This is a genomic window from Lawsonibacter hominis (genome assembly GCF_014287895.1).
GTDB classification, from domain to species: domain Bacteria; phylum Bacillota; class Clostridia; order Oscillospirales; family Oscillospiraceae; genus Lawsonibacter_A; species Lawsonibacter_A hominis.
Genome location: NZ_JACOPP010000008.1, coordinates 72466 through 92434, shown reverse-complemented (window position 1 = coordinate 92434; position 19969 = coordinate 72466). Strand labels below are relative to the sequence as shown.

Sequence of the window (19969 nt, the reverse complement as noted above, 5' to 3'; positions counted from 1 at the left end):
CCTTAGCGCTCAGCCACGGCGATGGTGATGTGAGAAGTGCGCTTGTTGATCCGGTAGGCACGGCCCTGGGCCCGGGGCATCATCCGCTTGATGATGGGGCCGGGGCAGGCGAACACCTGGGAGACGTACAGCTTCTCGGGATCCATCTGGTGGTTGTTCTCCGCGTTGGCGGCGGCGCTCTTGAGGAGCTTGAGCAGCAGCTCGGAGGCCGCCTTGGGGGTGCCCATCAGGATGGCGTTGGCCTGGGCGACGCTCTTGCCGCGGATCAGGTCGCAGACGATCTGGACCTTACGGGGAGAGATACGGGCATATCTCAGATGTGCTTTGGCTTCCATGTTCTCTCCTCCTCCTTACTTACCAGTCTTGCTGCCGGCGTGGCCGCGGAAGGTGCGGGTGGGGGCGAATTCGCCCAGCTTGTGGCCCACCATGTCCTCGGTCACGTACACGGGCACGTGCTTGCGCCCGTCGTGCACGGCAAAGGTGTGTCCGACGAAGGAGGGGAAGATGGTGGAGGCACGGCTCCAGGTCTTCAGGACCTTCTTCTCGCCGGTCTGGTTCATTTCATCGACCCGCTTGAGCAGCTCGGGGGCGCAAAACGGGCCTTTCTTGATGCTTCTGGACATGTTTTACTACCTCCCTTACTTGCTGTTGCGGTGCTTGACGATGAACTGCTCCGTCTGGCTCTTCTTCTTACGGGTCTTGTAACCCATGGCCGGCTTGCCCCAGGGGGTGACCGGGCCGGGACGGCCCACAGGGCTCTTGCCCTCGCCGCCGCCGTGTGGGTGGTCGCAGGGGTTCATGACGGAGCCGCGGACGGTGGGCCGCCAGCCCATGTGGCGCTTGCGGCCGGCCTTGCCGATCTGGATGTTGCCGTGGTCGGTGTTGCCCACCTGGCCGATGGTGGCCTTGCACTCCTCGCGGACGTAGCGCACCTCGCCGGAGGGAAGGCGGACCTGGGCCATGCCGTTCTCCTTGGCCATCAGCTGCGCGGCCACACCGGCGGCGCGGACCAGCTGGGCCCCCTTGCCGGGGTAGAGCTCGATGCAGTGCAGCAGCTCGCCCACAGGGATCTTGCTGATGGGCAGACAGTTGCCGGGCAGGATGTCGGCGTCGGGGCCGGTCATGATGATGTGGCCGGCCTTCAGGCCAACGGGCGCCAGGATATAGCGGCGCTCGCCGTCCTCATACTCGATCAGGGCGATGTTGGCGGAGCGGTTGGGGTCGTACTGGAGGTTGATGACCGTGGCCTTGCCCTCTTTATCGCGCTTGAAGTCGATAATGCGGTATTTCTTCTTATTGCCGCCGCCGCGGTGACGCACGGTAATGCGGCCGTAGCTGTTGCGCCCGGCGTTCTTCTTCAGATTCTCAGTCAGGCTGCGCTCGGGCTTGGCCTTCTTGTCGATGCCCTCGAAGGCGCTCACCGTCATGTGGCGGCGGGAGGGCGTCGTGGGCTTATAAGTTTTAATAGCCATTGTTCGTTATCCTCCTTACACCATGCCTTCGAAGAACTCGATGGTCTTGGAATCCTCGGTGAGGGTGACCATGGCCTTCTTCCAGGAGGGCCGGCGGCCGGCGGGGTAACGGCCGGTGCGTTTCTCCTTGCCCTGCATGTTCAGGGTGTTGACCTTGGCGACCTTAACGCCGAAGATCTCCTCGACGGCCTTGGCGATCTCGATCTTGTTCGCGGACTTGGCCACCTCGAAGGTGTACTTCTTGCCCTCGGTCTCGGCCATGGACTGTTCGGTGATGATGGGGCGCTTAATGATATCATAAGCGGTGGTAGCCATTACGCAAACACCTCCTCGATGACGGCCAGAGCCGCCTTGTCAACGATGAACTGGTTGGCGTTGACGATGTCGTAAACGCTCAGGATCTTGGCGCTGGTGGTCACCACGCCGGGGATGTTCCGGGCGGACTTGACGACCTTGGGGCACTCGGTGACCACGACGGCCTTCTTGGACTGCACCGCGTTCAGGAAGCCCTGGAAGGTCTTGGTCTTGATCTCGTCCATACCCAGGCCGTCCACCACGATCACGTTGCCCTCCTGGGCCTTGGCGGACAGGGCGGACTTAAGCGCCAGGCGCTTGACCTTTTTGTTCAGGGTATAGCTGTAATCCCGGGGCTTGGGGGCGAAGACGATACCGCCGTGGGTCCACTGGGGCGCGCGGGTGCTGCCCTGGCGGGCGTGGCCGGTACCCTTCTGGCGCCAGGGCTTGCGGCCGCCGCCGGACACCTCGGCGCGGGTCAGGGCGGACTGAGTGCCCTGACGGCAGTTTGCCAGGTGGTTCTTGACCACGTCATGAACGACGGTCTGGTTGGGCTCGATCCCGAAGACGGCCTCGGAGAGCTCCACCTCGCCGACCTTCTTGCCGGTCATATCAACGACAGTTGCTTTAGGCATTTGGTTTCTCTCCTCTCTTACTTGTTACGGGCCGAAGCCTTCTGGGGATTGACGCGGGCGGAAGCCTTCTGCGGGTTGACGCTGGCAGCGGCCGCGGCGCCCTTCTCCTTCACGTTGATCACGCTGTTGCGCAGGTACACCAGGCCGCCCTTGGGGCCGGGAATGGCGCCCCGCACCGCGATGACGCCCAGCTCGGGGTCGACCTTGACCACGTCCAGGTTCAGAACGGTGACCTGTTCGTTGCCCATCTGACCGGCGCCGATCTTGCCCTTGAAGATGCGGGAGGGGTCGGTGCTGGAGCCCATGGAACCGGCGTGACGGTGCACGGGGCCGGTACCGTGGCTCTCCTTCAGGCGGTGAGCGCCCCAGCGCTTGATGACGCCCTGGTAGCCCTTACCCTTGCTGATGCCGGTCACGTCCACGCGGTCGCCCTCGGCGAATACGTCGGCCTTGACCTCGTCGCCCACGTTGAGCGCGTCGCAGTTGTTCAGCTTGAACTCTTTCAGCGTCTTCTTGCGCGCCCCGCCCGCCTTTTTCAAATGGCCCAGCTCAGGCTTGGTGAGCTTCTTCTCGGCCACGTCCTCGTAGCCCAGCTGCACGGCGTTGTAGCCGTCCTTTTCCGCGGTCTTCTTCTGCACCACGGTGCAGGGGCCCGCCTCGATGACGGTGACCGGGATGACCTTGCCGGCGTCGTCGAAGATCTGCGTCATGCCGACCTTCTTGCCGATAATGGCCTTTTCCATGTGTTTTCCTCCTTATAGTAAAGGTTATTGGTTGAAAAACGTAGGCATTGGCTCCCATTGGTTTTTCAACTTGACCCGTCCGCCTCAAAACGCGGCGGACTGCGGTACTCACTTCGTCACAAAGCCCGCTTCGTTCCGTTTTCCCCAGGCGCGGGGAAACCTTCACTGCGCTGCCTTGCTTCCCGTGTCCAAATCAAACCCGCTTCGCCGGGCTTTGATTTTGGTTGAGAAGATCCGTCAGGAAATCAGAGTTTGATCTCGATCTCCACGCCGGCGGGAAGGTCCAGGCTCATCAGAGCCTCCACGGTCTTGGGGGAGGGCTTGAGAATGTCGATCAGGCGCTTGTGGGTGCGGCGCTCGAACTGCTCGCGGGAGTCCTTATACTTATGGACGGCGCGCAGGATGGTCACGACCTCTTTCTTGGTGGGCAGGGGGATGGGGCCGGACACGGATGCGCCGGTGCGCTTGGCGGTCTCCACGATCTTCTCGGCGGACTGGTCGATCAGCTGATGATCATAGGCCTTCAGGCGGATGCGGATCATTTCTTTTTGAGCTGCCATGGTTTGTTCCTCCTTAAAACATACGAAGTGGTGTGCGCTTTGCCGGGTCCACGCGGCGCGGCGCGGGGTGTCTTTCCTCGCTTCGTACGGTGAGAACTTCTGTACACGTTTCCGTGCGTATCACTCCGCGACATGAAGAAAACCGGCGCAAGCAGGCCGGTTTTATCCACGCGCGGCGATATACGCCGTGCACAGACTCTCAGCCGCCCGATTCTAGCTCGGACATACTCCGCGGAAGTTACCTCATTTCTGAGCAATCTCCCGCATCATCGCAGACTGCGCCCAAACAGGCGCTTGATTATGATATAGCAAAAAGCCCTTGGTGTCAAGGGCTTTTTGCTATTTATTCATGTTTTTTCGGACAAAACAGGAATCAGGCGTGCCTTCATGGCCGCCGCGTCGATCGGGATGCCGGTGAAGCGCTCCAGTGCGAGCACCGCCTGATGCACCAGCAGGCCCATGCCGTTCATGGTCCGGTGGCCCCGCTCCCGGGCCTGGCGGAGCAGTTCGGTCTCCGCCGGAGCGTAGATCAGGTCGCACACGGGCGTCTCCGGGGCCAGAGCGTCCAGGAAGGAGAGATCCTCAAACCTTCCTCCGGCTCCCGCCATGCCCAGGCTGGTGCAGTTGACCAGCAGAGCGCACCCCGCCGCCGCCCGATGCAGGGTATCCCGGTCAAAGCCCGCCGGGTGCAGCCGCTCCGGCATCCGGGCGCAGAGGGCGGCCGCCTTGTCCACCGTCCGGTTGCAGACCGTCACGTCCGCCCCCGCCTGGGCCAGCTTGAGGCACACCGCCCTGGCGGCGCCGCCGGCCCCCAGCACCAGCACCCGCCGTCCCTCCACGGTGATGTTCTCGTCCGCCAGCGCCCGCAGAAAGCCCGCGCCGTCCGTGTTGTAGCCATACGCCTTTCCATCCCGCAGGCAGACTGTGTTGACCGCCCCGATGAGGCGGGCGTCTTCATCCAGCTCGTCCATCAGCGGCAGAAGCTCCTCCTTGTGCGGCATGGTGGCATTGAAGCCGGCATATCCGGCAAACTTGGCGCACTCCAGCCACCGCCCGCACGTCCCCCGCGGTACCGGCTGGCACAGGTACACGTAATCCAGTCCCAGCGCGGCAAGCATGGCGTTCTGGATCCGGGGCGACTTGGAGTGTTCCACCGGATCGCCGATGACGCACAGTTTTTTTGTGGTGTTTTCCAGCTTCACTTCCATTGCTTCCGGTCCCTCCTCAGCGCTTTCCCGCCTGTGGTCGGGCAGCGCGGCGTTGACCAGGAAGGCCACGCCCACTCCCGCCACGGTCTCAAGGATACGGGCGGCGGCATAATAGTAGCGATCGGCGCCGGTGACCCCGGTCAAGAGGATGACACAGGGCACGATACAGGCCATCGGGCAGGCGGCGGGCCGTTTGATCAGCAGGCAGAACCACAGTCCCGCCAGGCAGATCACCGCCAGCACCGGCGCCAGGACCCAGGGCGACTCCAGCGCGCCGCCCAGCAGCAGCGTGGCCGCGCCCAGCACGCCGCCCACCGCCACGCCGATAAAGCGGGAGACCCCCTGCCGGAAGGTCTGCCCCAAGCTGCTCTGGGTGCAGACGATGCAGGCGATACAGGCATACAGGGGCCCCATGTGCCCCAGCATTCCGCCCAATTCCTCCCGGTATTCCAGTCCAAACAGGGCGAATACCCCGTAGGACAGCATGACGGCCACGGCGGTCTTGATCATACGCATGCCGATCCGGGGCAGCGCTGCTTTTTTCATGGCTTCCTCCCGTTCCAGACGTCTTACAAGGCAGGTCCGCTGTCCGGCGTTTCCCTGGAAAGGAAGTAGGACATGGCGCACTCGTAACCGAAAAGCCCCAGACCGCAGATCTGTCCCACACAGGCCGGGGCCGTGACTGAGGTATGCCGGAACGCCTCCCGCTGGTGGACGTTGGAGATATGCACCTCCATACAGGGCACGTTTACCGCCTTGAGGGCGTCCAGAATGGCATAGCTGTAATGGGTATAGGCCCCCGGGTTCATGACGATGGCGTCGTAGACCCCGTCGGCGGCATGGATGGCGTCGATCAGCACCCCTTCATGGTTGGACTGGACGCAGTCGGCCGTGGACGCGTGGGCGGCGGCAAAGTCCCGCAGCCGCGCGCACAGGGCCTCATAGCTGTTCTGGCCGTAGATCCCCGGCTCCCGCCTGCCCAGCAGGTTCAGGTTGGGTCCGTTGAGGATGAGGAATTTCATAACTGCAACGCCTCCAGTACCGCCTGCGCCGTCTCCTGGGCGGTGGCGCGGCTTGGTATGATATGCTCCGCCCACTGCCGGTAGACCGGCTCCCGCTGGCGGCAGCGCTCCAAAAAGGCTTCCCGCCCCGCCTGTCCCAGGGGGCGGTGGTCCATGCTCACATGGTCGTAGATGTCTTCCCCGTCCCGGTCCAGGAAGATCACGGTACCGCTGTATTTGAGGGATGCGATGGCGTCCGGCCGGGTCGGCAGCCCGCCGCCGCAGGCGATCACCAGATTTTCCTTCCGGGCCAGCTCCTCGGCCACCCCCAGCTCCCAATCCCGGAAAAAGGCCTCCCCTTCCGTGGCGAAGATCTCTGGGATGGACCGGCCCAGGGCCGCCTCAATGCACTGGTCGGTGTCCGCAAAGCCCATACCCAGCCGCTGGGCCAGCACGCGGCCCACGGAGGATTTTCCGCAGCCCATCATACCGATCAAAACCACGTTTTTCATGGCCGGTACCCCCTGAAGTTGCCCAGCACCCGGAACTGGGAGGACAGCTGTCCCAGCTCCTGGAGCACCCCGTCCATGCCGGGGGCGGCCAGGTCGCCGGAGAATTCCAGAAAGAACAGGTACTCCCAGCCGCGGCCTGGGATGGGCCGGGATTCCAGCTTCTCCAGATTGAGCCCCTGAACGGAGAAGACCGTCAGGATTTCATGGAGGGAGCCGCTTTGGTGGGGCAGGCGGAACAGGGCGCTGATCGTATCCCGCCCCGCCCGCAGCTCCATCACCGGGGAGACCAGCACAAAGCGGGTATAGTTCTCGCGGTTGTAGTTGATCCCCTCGGCCAGGATCTCCAGCCCGTAGCGCCGCGCGGCCCGGCGGGAGCAAATGGCGGCGGCGGTGCGGTCTCCGGTCTCGGCCACCTGTTTGGCGGAACCGGCGGTGTCCAGGGCGGGCACTCGCTTCCAGTCCCGGTGGGTGTCCAAAAACGCCTCGCACTGCATCAGCCCCTGCTCGTGGGAATAGACCGTGCAAAGCTCCTCCAGCTTCACGCCGGGCAGGGCCGTCAGGCAGTGCTCCACCTTTACCTGCCACTCCCCCACAATGTAGTACTCATATTGGGCAAGCAGGTCGTACACCTGCCGGATGGAGCCGGTGGAGCTGTTTTCGATGGGCAGCACCGCATAATCCGCCCTGCCGTCCCGCAGGGCGAGGAACACCTCTTCAAACCAGGGCAGACCCATGCTGTCCACCTCCGGCCCGAACAGGCCTGCGGCGGCCTCCTCGCTGTAGCAGCCCGGCTCTCCCTGATAGGCTACCCGCGGGTGCTCCACCGGCTGCCGGGCACAGGCCATGGCTGCGGCGCAGGCCGTCACGCCCGGCGCCGCAGCCTCCCGCACCAGCTGGCGCTGCTGGCGGCGGGAACGGCCCATGATGGTCTCGTACAGGGCCGCCACATCCGCCCGGCGGGCCGTGTCGCCGATCTGCTCCGTCTTGCCTGCGATCACCCGCCTCTCCCGCTCCGCGTCCAGTACCGGCAGGCCCCGCTCCTGCTTATACCGTCCCACCGCGCCGGTCACCTCCATCCGGCGCAGGAACAGCTCTACCAGCTGGGCGTCGATCGCGTCGATCTGCCTGCGGTATCCTTCCAATTCGGTCATGTGCCTCTCTCCTCGTTCCCGTTTCAAAAACGCCCTTATAGCCCCAGCACCGCACAGGCCGCCAGGGCCGCCGCCGCCTCGATCACCGGCACCGCCCGCGGCACGATACAGGGGTCGTGACGCGCCCACGAAACGCAGGCGTTTCGCGGGTCCCCGATCCTTTTGCATCCTCGGCGGGAGTGAATCCCGCCTGCGGCAAGGTTTTGGCCCTGCCAAAACGCTTGTACGCCGCTTACGCGGCGGCTCGCTTGCGCATGCAGGCCGTCACGACCCGATCCCCAGCACCGCACAGGCCGCCAGGGCCGCCGCCGCCTCGATCACCGGCACCGCCCGCGGCACGATACAGGGGTCGTGACGGCCTTTGATCTTGAGTTCCACTTCCTCGCCGGTGCGCAGGTCCACGCTCTCCTGGGGCAGGGCGATGGACGGCGTAGGCCGCAGGGTGGCTTCAAAGACCACCGGCATGCCGTTTGTGATGCCGCCGTTGATCCCCCCGGCGTGGTTGGTTTTGGTGATCACCTTCCCGTCCTCCACGGCAAAGGGGTCGTTGGCCTGGCTGCCCCGCATCAGGGAAAAGGCCACCCCGGCGCCAAAGGCCACGCTCTTCACCGCGGGAACGGCAAAGAGGTATTGCGAAAAGATCCCCTCCACGTTGCAGCCGAAGTCCGGTCCCCCCAGCCCCGCGCTCAGGCCGGTCACGGCGCACTCGACGGCTCCGCCCACGGAGTCCTGCGCCTGCTTTGCCTCCAGAATGGCCTGCTGCATCTGCCTCCCCGCTGCGTCGTCCAGCACGGGGAAGTCTTTTTCCGCCACGCCCCGCAGCTGGCCGGCTTCCTCCAGCGCCGCGTCGCAGATTCCGTAAATGGAGCTGATATGGGCGCCCACCCATACGCCCTGCCGGGCCAGAAGCTGCTTGGCCACCGCCCCCGCCGCCACCAGCGGCGCGGTCAGGCGCCCGGAAAAGTGGCCGCCGCCCCGGTAATCCTGGCAGCCGCGGCTTTTCAAAAAGCCGGCGTAATCCCCATGGCCGGGCCGGGGGGTGTAGCGGATGGAGTCGTAATCCGACGAGTGCTGGTCGGCATTCCCGATGACCATCGCCAGCGGCGCGCCGGTGGTCTTGCCCTCGAACATGCCGGAGAGCACCCGGACCTGGTCGGCCTCCTTCCGGGCGGTGGACAGGGCGCTCCGGCCCGGCCTGCGCCGGTCCAGCTCCCGCTGCACCGCCTCCAGGTCCAGCGCCAGCCCGGCGGGCACGCCCTCCAGCACCACGCCGATGGCCTCGCCGTGGGATTCCCCGAAGATGGTGTGCTTCATGTGATGTCTCCTCCCAGGCTTTTGTAGTCCTTCCAGAAGTCGGGGTAGGACTTGGCCACACACTCCGCCCCGGCAATGGTCACGCTCCGCCGGCAGCGGGTGGCGGCGATGGCCGCCATCATGGCGATGCGGTGGTCGTTGTGGCTGTCCACCGTCACGCCGCCGCTCAGTTCCTCCCGGCCGAAGATGGTCAGGCTGTCCGCCGTCTCCGTCACCCGGGCGCCCAGGGCGGTGAGCACCTCCGTCACGGCGGAGAGCCGGTCGCTCTCCTTCATGCGCAGACGGGCGGCGTTTTTCAGGCACAGGTCGGTATTCCCCGCCAGCGCTCCCCAGGCCGCCATCGGCGGAACCAGATCAGGCGCGCAGGATACGTCGATCTCCACCCGGCTCCGTCCCCCCGCCTGTTCCGTCCGGACAGGCGTTTCCGGGGCCGTCCGCCCCAGGATCGGCACACACTCACCGCCGTTCAGCGGCTCGCCGCGGAGCATCCGCCCCCAGTCCAGAACCATCTTGTCCCCCTGGGCGGAGTCCAGATCCATGCCGGTTACTTCCACATCGCTGCCGATGCCCGAGGCGGCATACCAGAAGGCGGCCTGGGACCAGTCGGCCTCCACCGTCCTCTCGCAGGCCCGGTAGGCCTGCCCGCCCGGGACGCGCCAGCCCCGGGCCGAGGGCGTTGCTTCGATGCCAAAGCGCTTGAGCACGTCCACCGTCAGAGCGACATAGTCCCGGCTCTCCAGCGCGGTCGTAATGACGATCTCCGAATCCCCGTCCAGCAGGGGCAGGGCATAGAGCAGCCCGGTGATAAACTGGGAGGATACGTCCCCCCGCAGACGGCAGACGCCCGGGGCCAGCCGTCCGGAGAGGACCAGCGCGCCGTCCTGATATTCACAGGAGATCCCTTTCTCCCGGAACAGCTCGAAATAGGGCTCCTGGGGCCGCTCCATCAGCCGTCCCCGGCCGGTGAAGCGTCCGCCGCCCCGTACCGCCAGAGCCACGGGCATGAGAAAGCGCAGGGTGGAGCCGCTCTCTCCGCAGTCCAGGCGCGGCGCGGCCAGCCGCCGCAGGGGCGACCTGGGCCCGGCCCGCATCCCGGTAATGCGCAGCGTATCCCCCTGCCGTTCCAAGCCCGCCCCCAGCTCCGCCATACAACGGATGGTTGCCGCAATGTCCTGGGAGCAGGCCACGTTGTGCAGAAGGCTCTCCCCCTCCCCCAGGGCGGCGGCGATGATCAGCCGGTGGGCCTGGGATTTGGACGGGGGCGGGGTAATGCTCCCCGCCAGACGCCGGGGGGTGATGGTCACGTTCATAGCGTCTCCTCCAAAAGGGCGGTCAATTCCGCCTTGGGCATCCGGCGGGGCACGGCCCGCCCGACGGCTTCCAGCAGGATCACCGAGATGTCGTCTCCAGCTCCCTTTTTATCCAGCCCCACGGCGGCGGCATAGTCCGCCGCCGTGCAGGGGATGTCCACCGGCAGAGCAAAGCAGCCCAGCAGCGCGGCAATGCGCGCCCCGGTTCCGGCGGGCGTGACCCCCAGCCGCTCCCCCAGCTCCGCCGCCTTCACCATGCCCGCCGCCACCGCCTGACCGTGGGTCCAGGTCTCGTACCCTCCCGCCAGCTCATAGGCGTGACCCAGGGTATGGCCGAAGTTCAGGAGCATCCGCTTCCCGGTATCCCGCTCGTCTTCAATCACTACTTTTCGTTTTAAATCGCAGCAGGTATGCAATACGGATTCAATATCCCCCATGACCTGCCCCCTGGAAGGCCGCTGTTCCAGGAAGGAGTAAAAGTCCGCGTCAAAAATGCACCCGTACTTGACGACCTCCGCCATACCGTCGGCAAAGGTCCTCTCGTCCAGGGTGCCCAGCGTCTGGGGGTCCATCAGCACCAGCCGCGGCTGCCAGAACGCGCCCGCCAGGTTCTTGCCGTGCGCCAGGTCCACGGCCACCTTCCCCCCCACGGAGGAATCCACCTGAGCGAGCAGGGTGGTGGGGATCTGGACAAAGTCCACCCCCCGCAGGATGGTGGCGGCGGCAAAGCCCGCCAGATCCCCCACCACGCCGCCGCCCAGGGCGACCACCGCGTCCGTGCGGGTAAGTCCGAAGTCCATCATGCTCTCCCACAGCTCAGACAGCCGGGACGCACATTTGGAGCTCTCCCCGGCGGCGACGGTATGAAAGGCCGTCCGAAACCCGGCGGACGTCAGGCTTTTTTCCACCCGCCCCCGGTACAGGGGGCCTACGGTGGAGTCGGTGACCACAAAGAGACGGGCGGCCTGGGGGCAGGCCCCCCGGAGGTGCTCTCCGGCGGCATCCAGGAGCCCGGGGGCGATACGGATCTCATAGGCGCGGGCATCCAGGTCCACACGCAGCGTTTTCATTGGGAACACTTCCTTTTCCGCAGCAGCGGCGATCAATCAGTTTATTTTACCAAAGTCTTCCCCATCAGGTCAACCATCGCGCCCACTTTACCCATGAGCCGGCCGAAGTTTTCCGGCGTGAGGGACTGCTGGCCGTCGCATTTGGCGTGGGGGGGATCGTTATGGACCTCGATGATCAGGCCGTCCGCCCCGGCGGCGATGGCTGCCATGGCCAGCGGCTCCACCATCCAGTACATGCCCGCGGAGTGAGAGGGGTCTACGATAACGGGCAGGTGGCTCATTTTCTTGATGGCGGGGATGGCGGATACGTCCAGGGTGTTGCGGGTATAGGTCTCGAAGGTGCGGATGCCCCGCTCACAGAGGATGACGTTCTCGTTGCCGCCCGCCATGATGTATTCGGCGGACATGATCCACTCCTCGTAGCTGCTGGACAGGCCCCGCTTGAGCAGGACGGGCTTGGACATCTTGCCCACCTCTTTGAGCAGGTCGAAGTTCTGCATGTTCCGGGCACCGATCTGCACCAGATCCACCTTTTCCTCGAACACCTCCACATAGCGTGGAGACATGATCTCGGTGACGATGGGCAGGCCGGTGGCCGCCTTGGCCTCCAGCAGAAGCTCCAGCCCCTCCAGTCCCATGCCCTGGAAGGAATAGGGCGAGGTGCGCGGCTTGAACGCCCCGCCCCGCAGCAGCGCCGCGCCGGAGCGTTTCACATCTTCGGCCACCGCGATGATCTGCGCCTGGCTCTCCACCGAGCAGGGCCCGGCGACGACCGAGAAGCTGCCGCCGCCGATCTTGGCCTTGCCTACGGCGACCACCGTATCCTCCGGGTGGAACTTGCGGTTGGCCTTCTTGTAGGGCTCCTGCACCCGCATGACCCGCTCCACATGGGGGTTGATGGAGATCTTGTCCATATCCACCGCAGTGGTATCCCCTACCAGGCCCAGAATCGTACAGCCCACGCCATTGGTGACCCCGACGTCCAGGTCCATCTCCTTGAATTTGGCCACCAGCGCCTCGATATCCCGCTGCTGGGTGCCCGGCTTCATAACGACTACCATACTGCAACATCCTTTCCAAAATAAAAAGGAGCCCATTGATGAAATCAATGAGCTCCCCCAAAAAATACGGAGATCCTATGGGCCCGCCTTGGCCCACCCATTCATTCCATCCTTCTCTTTTCCCCCATGCCAAAAAAGCCGGCGCCCGTAAATCGAGCCCAGCCAAAGAAGAAGCAGAAGGATGCAGTTGTGAGGGCGCAGCGCTTCATATATGAGACCTCACAAATTTGAGTTAGTGGCATTATACGCCTCTCCCACACAAAATGCAAGGAGAATTTTTCGCTTTACCTCCCTTTTACGCACTCTTTACCCCCCTCTGGTGGCGGCGCAGGCGGCGGGCGGGCTATTCTCTTTTTATCCGAATGAACGAGGAGGAGCATTACCATGAAACAGATCCCCAAGCGCGTTCTGGCCATAGGGCTGAGCGCCGCTCTGCTGGTCCCCGGCGGGGCCCTGGCCGCCGCCGGCGGCGACCCCGCTCTGTCCCGCAGCGCCTTTGCCCGGGTCCTCTGGGAGGAAGCGGGCCGCCCGTCCGCACCCGCGGGCGAGTTCTTTTCCGACGTGGCCCCCGGTGACGCCAACTACACCGCGATCCTCTGGTGCGCCCAGTCGGGCATCGCCGCAGGCAACGACAAGGGCCTGTTCCTGCCCCAGACGCCGGTCACCCGGGAACAGGCCGCCGTCATGCTGAACCATCTGGCCGTCCACAACGGGGACGGCATCATCGCCGCGGCCGACCTGAGCGGCTGTTCCGACGCCGGAACGGTCTCCGCCTGGGCGGAGGAGGATGTGCAATGGGCCGTGGCCAAAACCATCCTCCCCCTGGAAAACGGCCTGCTGGACCCCCAGGGCACCCTGACCGCCGCCGAGGCCCAGGCCATGGCGCAGCGCTACGCCGCCACCGCGCAGCACGCCCACACGCTGGGCCTCTCCGGCGTGGAAAACGCCCGTCAGCTGGGCGGCTATGTCACCCGGGACGGCCGGGTGGTAAAAGACAACGTGCTGCTGCGCACCGGCAAACTCTCCGGCGCTACCGAGGCGGATCTCGCCCTTCTGGCCGGCCTGAACCTGACACAGATCGTTGATCTGCGTACCACCGCCGAGATCCGCGAGGGCCCAGACCCGGTGCTGGACGGCGTCGTCAACACGCAGATCAATATTCTCGGCGACGATTCTTCCGCCACTTCCGCCGTCACCGGCATTTATGGTTCCGACCCGGTCCAGGCCATCATCGCGATCGTCCAGAGCGGTCAATTCGGGAACGATATGTACCTCTCCTTCCTGGAAAGCGAAAACGGTCTGGCCGGATACCGCGCCTTTTTCCAGAAGCTGCTGGGCCAGAAGGAGGGAGAGGCGCTCCTCTGGCACTGCACCGGGGGCAAGGACCGCGCGGGCACCGCAGCGGTGCTGCTGCTCTCCGCCCTGGGCGTGGATCGTGAAACGGTGCTCCAGGACTTCATGCTTACCAACGACTTCAACGCCCAAAAGATCGCCTACATGGCTCAGGCCGCCCAGGCCAAGGGCGCCGACGCGGCCACCGTGGCGGGCGTCAAGAACCTGACCGGCGTAAATTATGACGCCATGGCCGCCATGCTGGACGCCATCGACTCCAAGTACGGCTCCATGCACGCCTTCCTCACGGCCGAGGACGGCATGGCCCTCACCGAAGCTCAGCTCGCCCAGCTCCAGGCGCTCTATCTGCAGTAAGGGCCGGGGCACCGATCTCCTCGCCCGGGTCAAAAAAGCACGGCATATGCGCGCAAAAGCGCGCATATGCCGTGCTTTTATCGTTTCCCCGCGGGCCGGACCGCTCGGATCCAGCGCCCGCTTAGTAGGCCACGCCCCAGTAGACCATATGCTTGGCCGGTTTCCCGCAGATGGCGCAGGTATCGCCCAGATGCTCCTGCTCAAAGGGGATACAGCGGGAGGACACTCCGGCCTCCTCCTTCATCCGCACCTCGCAGGCCTCGTCGCCGCACCACATGGTCTTGGCGAAGCCGCCCTGGGCGGCCATCTTCTCCTTGACCTCCTCCAGCGTGGCACAGGCGTAGGTGTTGTCCTCCAGGTTCTTCTTGGCCTTGGCGTACAGGCCGTCGTGAATGGCGTCCAGCATCTGCGCCACGGTCTGCTCGATGTTGTCCAGGGAGACAAAGCTCTTCTCGCCGCTGTCCCGGCGCACCAGGACGCACTGGTTTTTCTCCATGTCCTTGGGCCCCAGCTCCAGGCGCAGGGGCACGCCCTTCATCTCATACTCGGCAAATTTCCAGCCCGCAGACTGGTCGGAGTCGTCCAGCTTCACCCGGAAACCGGCGGACTTCAGCCGGTCCATAACGGCCCGGTTGGCCTCCAGTACGCCCTGCTTATGCTGGGCCACGGGGATGACGACCACCTGAATGGGGGCTACCCGGGGGGGCAGCACCAGGCCCCGGTTGTCGCCGTGGGTCATGATGACGCCGCCGATGGTGCGGGTGGTGAAGCCCCAGGAAGTCTCATAGGGATGGCACTGCTTGTTTTCCTTGTCGGTGAAGGTGATGTCGAAGGCGGTGGGGAAGCCGTTTCCGAAGTAGTGGCTGGTGCCGTTCTGCAGGGCCTTCTTGTCGTGCATCATGCACTCGATGGTGTACGTGCGCTCCGCCCCGGCGAACTTCTCCTTGTCGGTCTTCATGCCCATGACCACCGGCATGGCCAGCACGTTCTCGCAGATGTCGGCGTAGATGCGGTGCATCTGCTCGGTCTCGGCGATGGCCTCCTCGGCGGTGGCGTGGAGGGTGTGGCCCTCCTGCCACAGGAATTCCCGGTGGCGCAGGAAGGGGCGGGTGGTCTTCTCCCAGCGCAGCACGGAGCACCACTGGTTATACAGCAGCGGCAGGTCCCGCCAGGAGTGGACGATATGGCTCCAGTGTTCGCAAAACAGCGTCTCAGACGTGGGGCGCACGCACAGGCGCTCGTCCAGCTTCTCACTCCCGCCGTGGGTCACCCAGGCACACTCGGGGGCAAAGCCTTCCACGTGGTCCTTCTCCTTCTGGAGCAGGGATTCGGGGATGAGCAGGGGCATGGACACGTTTACGTGCCCGGTCTCCTTAAAGCGCCGGTCCATTTCCGCCTGGATATTCTCCCAGATGGCGTAGCCGTAGGGGCGGAGGATAAACATGCCCTTTACGCTGGTATAGTCGATCAGGTCGGCCTTTCGGCACACATCGGTATACCACTGGGCAAAATCCACCTCCATATCGGTGATCTGCTCCACCTGCTTCTTGTCCTGTGCCATATCTATCTCAATCCTTTGCAGTTAGTTTGGTTCGTATTATTTTATGCATTCCTGCTGCAAAAGTCAAGCACGTTCCAGCGCCGGGCGTCCCCGCTGTATAAAATTCCAGATTTTCCATACACTCTCGTCTATAAAGGTGGTGTGCGATGTGATCGAAGTGGGAATTTGGGAGCGGGACGAAGGGATTCTGGATGCGGTGGCCCGGCGCCTCCCGCCATCGGCGGCCCGGCTGCGGAGCGGCCGTCATCCGGCGGAGCTGGCGGAAGGCGTGCTGGATCTGCTGGTGGTCTCCCCCGGCGCGCTGGGCTGGGCGGGCGCGGGCGCCGTGGACTGCCGGACGGTGCTGCTGCCTGGTGGTGCAGGCCCGCTGGCCCGCGCATTGCGCACCGGCCAGGCGGTCAGCTACGGCACCTCCCCTCGGGACACCCTGACCTTTTCCAGTTTGGAAGGGGATCGGATCTGCCTGGCACTGCAGCGGGAGCTGGTGACGCTGCAGGGAACGGTGGTGGAGCAGCAGGAGATGGTGCTCCCCTTCCCGCCGGAAGCCTCCCCTCTGCCCTTCCTGGCCACAGCCGGAACCCTGCTGCTGTTGGGCATGCCCCCGGAACAGCTTATGGCGCTCCCAACGGGGGGCCCATAAAACAGGAAGAAACGCATTCTGCCGGTCTATCGAAGCGGCAGGATGCGTTTCTCCGGTTGATCTACCTGTTTATTCTGCTTTCCTTACCACTGGGATCCATACCTCGTACTGTGCGTTTTGAGGATCCGGATTCAGATAAACCTCTATATCCGGAGCATCGGCATATTCATATCCGGAACCCGGAAGCCACTCTGTAATAATGCGTCGTTCCAACTCTTGAACAGACTGGTTATCACCTGTTGCGGAGAAGATGGCCCATGTGGATGCGGGTATGATATACTCCTCAAATTCCCCATTTTCCTTTGTGCTTGAAACAGCAATAAAATATTTCCACTGCTCTTCATCATTGCAGGCGCTGACTCCCAAAAGTCCAATGGGTGGCGCGTCCATCCTACCTGCCAGCTTTTGTATCGTTCCATCTGCGGCGGCATCCTGCCACAGCTTCGGTACGACCATAAAGTTCTTTTCCATTTCCCGATCAAGCGGCGCGGATACACCGATGATGCGAAAAGCACCCTTGGTTTCAATTCGATAATTCATCTCTGTTGCTCCCTTCACTGTAATGTAAAATGCAATGGGAGAGAAGGACTTTACCAATGCGTCGGTATTTTTGAGCGAGGACGGCGCAATTCCGTGAAAGGACTGAAACGCTCTGTTAAATGCCGTCGGAGAACTATAGCCATATTTGGCGGCAACATCAATAATCCTCTTCTTGCCGTCTTGCAGCTCAACTGCTGCCAATGACATTTTTCTTCTTCGGATATACTCTGCCAGAGAAATGCCCGCCATATAAGTAAACATCCTCTGATAGTGATATGTTGAGCAGCAGGCTATCCGTCCAAGTTGTTCAGAGTCAATCTCATCTGTCAAATGCTCCTCAATATACCTGACACTTTGATTTAGTCCTTCAACCCAATCCATTGCGGCACCTCCGTATCTGTATGTCATAATAAAGCATCTCTTACCTGTTGTCCTCTCAATCCTTGCACAAAATAGGGAGAATGGCCATACATAATGTTTGCCTTCCGCAGAGCCTGATCTATCTCTTTTTAACTAAGGCATTACCGCATCATTCAACGCGTGCGGATTGGCGCAAAAATTTGTGCCGCAAAAAGGCGCAAAACCGCAGGAATACTTTGTGTATTGCAAGGTTTTGCAACGCATTTGTGGGGCAAATCGGCCGCCAAAATGTGCGTGGGGAATTGTGCGGTGATGCCCTAAGGCAACTCGAAGCCAAAGACGCCGCGCAAATGCGCACTTTTATACCGCTTTGCGGTGTGCTGCGCAAAAAATGGCGGCAGGAATGTTCCTGCCGCCAAAGCTGTTTGATAAGCTCCCGCTTAACGGGCGCGCCGGTTTGTTCGGCAGCGGCGGCTCAGAGTACGATGACCAGAGTGGCCACAAAGTTGGCGCCGCTGTAGCTGCCGTAGATCTGCACTTCGTCATTCACCGTCAGCGCCTCCAGATAGGTGGCCGCGCCGTTGGCGGTGAGAAAACTGGCGCGGGACACGTCGACCGTAATGGGGGTTCCGTCGGCCTGCTGGATCATCAGGGATTCTTCCTTGACGCTGGGGACCAGAACGGTACCGGAGAGCATGCTGCTGGTGCTGCTGCCCTTGTCCACCCGGATGGAGAGCACCGTATCGCCGCTGACCACCAGGGAGACCTCATAATCCGGCTTGAGGGCGTAAAGGGAGATGGCCGTATCGTCCTGCGTGACGCTCACCCCGTCGGCCACGGTGTAGGAAACGCTGGCGCCGTCCTTCAGCTTCAAATCCATGGTCACGCCGCTGCTCTCCATGGTGATGCGGGTGATCGTGCCGGAGACGTTGGCGCTCTGAGAATAGCAGTCCAGGGTCTCCACCTGGTTATAACGCACGGTGACGGTGATATCATCTCCCACCTTGATCTTGTCGATGGAGCTGACCTTATCATCCCGGTAGATCTCCGGCAGAGCGGTCAAATCCAGATCAAAGGACACCTGGGCCCCGGCGTCGGTCTCCACGGTGAGCACGGTGGGCGTGCCGAAGGAGATGGATCGGATGGTACCCTCCGTCTCCGTGGAGGCGGGGTAGGCATCCAGCAGGGTGATCCCGTCGCCGCTGATGCAGGCGGTGACAAAGAGGTTGCGGCTCAGCCCGGAAAGCGCGGCCGTTTTGCCCTCATAGCGCACCACAGCGCTGGCGGCCATATCATACGTGGTGGACTTGCCGGTCTCCAGATCCGTGACCGTAACGGTGTCATACCGGGTACCCACGCTGTAGGTGCGCAGAGAGCCCTGGATGTACTTGGTGACGGTATCCACCGCAACGGATACCAGCTCGTATTCCGTCTCGTTGGACACCTGCATGCTGACATAGCTGTCCACATACCGGCCGCTCATGGCGCCCACCGTCCCGTTGATGGTGACGGCGGCGTCGGCCGGCAGCGTGTACTGGGTGGTCACGCCGTTGAAACCGGTCACCCGCAGCAGCTGGCCGCCGCCTACATTGGCCTCCACACTGGCGATCAGGCCTTCCGCCGGGGTGGTACCGCCGGAGAGCCGGAGCTGGACCAGGCGGCCCTGGCTGTCCACAGAGCAGACGGCCTCGGTATACCCGCCGTCCAGGTCGATGACCTCCGCTCCGCCCACGCTCTTGCCCGCCTGGACTTCAGTGAAGCGGTCGATGGTCATCGCCCGGGGGGCGCCGCTGACGCTGATGGTGACCTCGTCCGCGTTCAGGCTGGTGACGGCGCCGGTGTAGACCGTCAGGGCGCCGCCCACCCGCACGGACTCCGGCGTTCCGCTGGCGGACAGGTTGACGCGCACATACTGCCCGACCTTCAGTGCGGAGGAGGTGGTGAGCATATTGTTCTCATAGATCTCCACGCCGGCGGGCAGGGAGATGGTGCGGGCGCCGGAGAGTTCGTTGCTCAGCGTCAGCAGGACCACGCCGCTGCTGCCGGTGGTAACGGCGGTAATGGTGCCGCCCATCCAGTCATAGCTGGTATAGGCGGGCAGCTCGGCATAGATGCCCCGCTCCTCCATAAAGTCAATGGCCCGGCGGAGCATGGTAGCCATCTCGGCCCGGGTCAGATCGCCGTTGGGCAGGAACCGGTTGGCCTGGTCGCCCCGGACGATGCCATACATATTGAGCAGGTAAACATAGGGCTTCAGGGCAGCGGAAATGGAGGCGGTGTCGGCAAAACTCATGGAATAGCTGGTCAGGCTCTGGGCCAGCGGGGCCAGCTGCATGGCCCGCACCAGGTACATGGCCAGATTCTCCCGGGTGATCGCCCGGGAGATGTTTCCGGTGCTGGTCAGGGCGGCCAGCTCGCTCTCCGAGAGGATGCCGGTCTCCAGGCACACCGCCATCTCTTCCGCCGCCCAGGAGAGCATATCCTGCGGCAGCAGCTTCTTCAGGCGCGCCGCCCAGGCGGCATAGATCCTGGCCTTGTCGCTCTTGGACACACCGGTGGTCCGGGAGCAGAAGAGCAGCGCCTCACAGGCGGTCATCTTCCGGTCCGGCGAGAACGTGGTGGCGCTGGTACCGTTCACGACACCAGCGGTAGCCAGGGCCTCCACGTCTTCCTTGGCCCAGTGGCCCACCATGTCGGTAAAGCTGACCGCTCCGGCGGATACGGTCAGCAGGGAGAGCGTCATCACGAGCGCCATTGCAAGTGCGATCCATCGCTTTCCTTTCATAACGGGTACCTCCATCATTTGCATTGGTTTCCATAACTACAATAA

General features: G+C 63.3%; 20 protein-coding genes. 2 read left to right on the top strand and 18 right to left on the bottom strand.

Annotation, left to right across the window (positions count from 1 at the left end):
* Positions 1 to 2: 2 nt before the first annotated feature.
* From rplV to aroF, 15 genes are all read right to left on the bottom strand, one after another.
* On the bottom strand, positions 3 to 335 hold the full coding sequence (gene rplV, locus H8S57_RS07850; protein WP_186907533.1) for a 50S ribosomal protein L22: 333 nt from the start codon (positions 333 to 335) through the stop codon (positions 3 to 5).
* Positions 336 to 350: 15 nt separating this feature from the next.
* Positions 351 to 623 carry a 30S ribosomal protein S19 gene (rpsS, locus tag H8S57_RS07845; RefSeq protein ID WP_007494656.1) on the bottom strand — a complete coding sequence of 91 codons (273 nt, stop codon included), beginning with the start codon at positions 621 to 623 and terminating at the stop codon, positions 351 to 353.
* Positions 624 to 638: 15 nt separating this feature from the next.
* Positions 639 to 1472, bottom strand: coding sequence for a 50S ribosomal protein L2 (rplB, locus tag H8S57_RS07840; protein ID WP_186907532.1), 834 nt, complete (start codon positions 1470 to 1472; stop codon positions 639 to 641).
* A gap of 15 nt (positions 1473 to 1487) precedes the next feature.
* The gene (rplW, locus tag H8S57_RS07835) at positions 1488 to 1787 is read right to left on the bottom strand and encodes a 50S ribosomal protein L23 (protein ID WP_186907531.1); all 300 of its coding nucleotides are present in this window, start codon (positions 1785 to 1787) and stop codon (positions 1488 to 1490) included.
* Positions 1787 to 2401, bottom strand: a complete 615-nt coding sequence (gene rplD, locus H8S57_RS07830; RefSeq protein WP_186907530.1) for a 50S ribosomal protein L4 — start codon at positions 2399 to 2401, stop codon at positions 1787 to 1789. The genes rplW and rplD overlap by 1 nt, the downstream gene beginning before the upstream one ends.
* A gap of 17 nt (positions 2402 to 2418) precedes the next feature.
* A complete protein-coding gene (gene rplC / locus H8S57_RS07825) occupies positions 2419 to 3144 on the bottom strand; it encodes a 50S ribosomal protein L3 (protein ID WP_186907529.1) in 726 nt (241 codons plus the stop codon).
* A 245-nt stretch (positions 3145 to 3389) separates the two neighbouring features.
* A complete protein-coding gene (rpsJ, locus tag H8S57_RS07820) occupies positions 3390 to 3704 on the bottom strand; it encodes a 30S ribosomal protein S10 (RefSeq protein WP_186907528.1) in 315 nt (104 codons plus the stop codon).
* A gap of 347 nt (positions 3705 to 4051) precedes the next feature.
* On the bottom strand, positions 4052 to 5458 hold the full coding sequence (gene aroE / locus H8S57_RS07815) for a shikimate dehydrogenase (protein ID WP_186907527.1): 1407 nt from the start codon (positions 5456 to 5458) through the stop codon (positions 4052 to 4054).
* A gap of 23 nt (positions 5459 to 5481) precedes the next feature.
* Positions 5482 to 5934, bottom strand: a complete 453-nt coding sequence (gene aroQ / locus H8S57_RS07810; RefSeq protein WP_186907526.1) for a type II 3-dehydroquinate dehydratase — start codon at positions 5932 to 5934, stop codon at positions 5482 to 5484.
* A complete protein-coding gene (locus tag H8S57_RS07805) occupies positions 5931 to 6425 on the bottom strand; it encodes a shikimate kinase (RefSeq protein WP_186907525.1) in 495 nt (164 codons plus the stop codon). Before H8S57_RS07805 ends, aroQ begins: the two co-directional genes overlap by 4 nt.
* Complete coding sequence (locus H8S57_RS07800; protein WP_186907524.1) at positions 6422 to 7576, bottom strand: bifunctional chorismate mutase/prephenate dehydratase; 1155 nt, start codon at positions 7574 to 7576, stop codon at positions 6422 to 6424. Before H8S57_RS07800 ends, H8S57_RS07805 begins: the two co-directional genes overlap by 4 nt.
* 264 nt (positions 7577 to 7840) lie before the next feature.
* Positions 7841 to 8890 carry a chorismate synthase gene (aroC, locus tag H8S57_RS07790; protein WP_186907522.1) on the bottom strand — a complete coding sequence of 350 codons (1050 nt, stop codon included), beginning with the start codon at positions 8888 to 8890 and terminating at the stop codon, positions 7841 to 7843.
* Positions 8887 to 10200: a 3-phosphoshikimate 1-carboxyvinyltransferase gene (aroA, locus tag H8S57_RS07785; RefSeq protein WP_186907521.1), complete on the bottom strand. Its 1314-nt coding sequence runs from the start codon at positions 10198 to 10200 to the stop codon at positions 8887 to 8889. The genes aroC and aroA overlap by 4 nt, the downstream gene beginning before the upstream one ends.
* Positions 10197 to 11270, bottom strand: coding sequence for a 3-dehydroquinate synthase (aroB, locus tag H8S57_RS07780; RefSeq protein WP_186907520.1), 1074 nt, complete (start codon positions 11268 to 11270; stop codon positions 10197 to 10199). The genes aroA and aroB overlap by 4 nt, the downstream gene beginning before the upstream one ends.
* A 41-nt stretch (positions 11271 to 11311) precedes the next feature.
* Complete coding sequence (gene aroF / locus H8S57_RS07775) at positions 11312 to 12331, bottom strand: 3-deoxy-7-phosphoheptulonate synthase (RefSeq protein WP_186907519.1); 1020 nt, start codon at positions 12329 to 12331, stop codon at positions 11312 to 11314.
* Between the two features lie 384 nt (positions 12332 to 12715).
* Here aroF and H8S57_RS07770 point away from each other — a divergent pair, with 384 nt between their 5' ends.
* On the top strand, positions 12716 to 14038 hold the full coding sequence (locus H8S57_RS07770; RefSeq protein ID WP_186907518.1) for a tyrosine-protein phosphatase: 1323 nt from the start codon (positions 12716 to 12718) through the stop codon (positions 14036 to 14038).
* Positions 14039 to 14159: 121 nt separating this feature from the next.
* Here the strand turns inward: H8S57_RS07770 and proS are convergent, their stop codons facing one another.
* On the bottom strand, positions 14160 to 15599 hold the full coding sequence (proS, locus tag H8S57_RS07765) for a proline--tRNA ligase (RefSeq protein ID WP_186907517.1): 1440 nt from the start codon (positions 15597 to 15599) through the stop codon (positions 14160 to 14162).
* 148 nt (positions 15600 to 15747) lie between these two features.
* Here proS and H8S57_RS07760 point away from each other — a divergent pair, with 148 nt between their 5' ends.
* The gene (locus tag H8S57_RS07760; protein ID WP_287881135.1) at positions 15748 to 16239 is read left to right on the top strand and encodes a hypothetical protein; all 492 of its coding nucleotides are present in this window, start codon (positions 15748 to 15750) and stop codon (positions 16237 to 16239) included.
* Between the two features lie 69 nt (positions 16240 to 16308).
* Here the strand turns inward: H8S57_RS07760 and H8S57_RS07755 are convergent, their stop codons facing one another.
* Positions 16309 to 17160 (bottom strand): AraC family transcriptional regulator, encoded by an 852-nt coding sequence (locus H8S57_RS07755; protein ID WP_186907516.1) that lies wholly within the window; start codon positions 17158 to 17160, stop codon positions 16309 to 16311.
* Between the two features lie 454 nt (positions 17161 to 17614).
* Positions 17615 to 19924 (bottom strand): S-layer homology domain-containing protein, encoded by a 2310-nt coding sequence (locus H8S57_RS07750; protein WP_186907515.1) that lies wholly within the window; start codon positions 19922 to 19924, stop codon positions 17615 to 17617.
* Between the last annotated feature and the right edge of the window lie 45 nt (positions 19925 to 19969).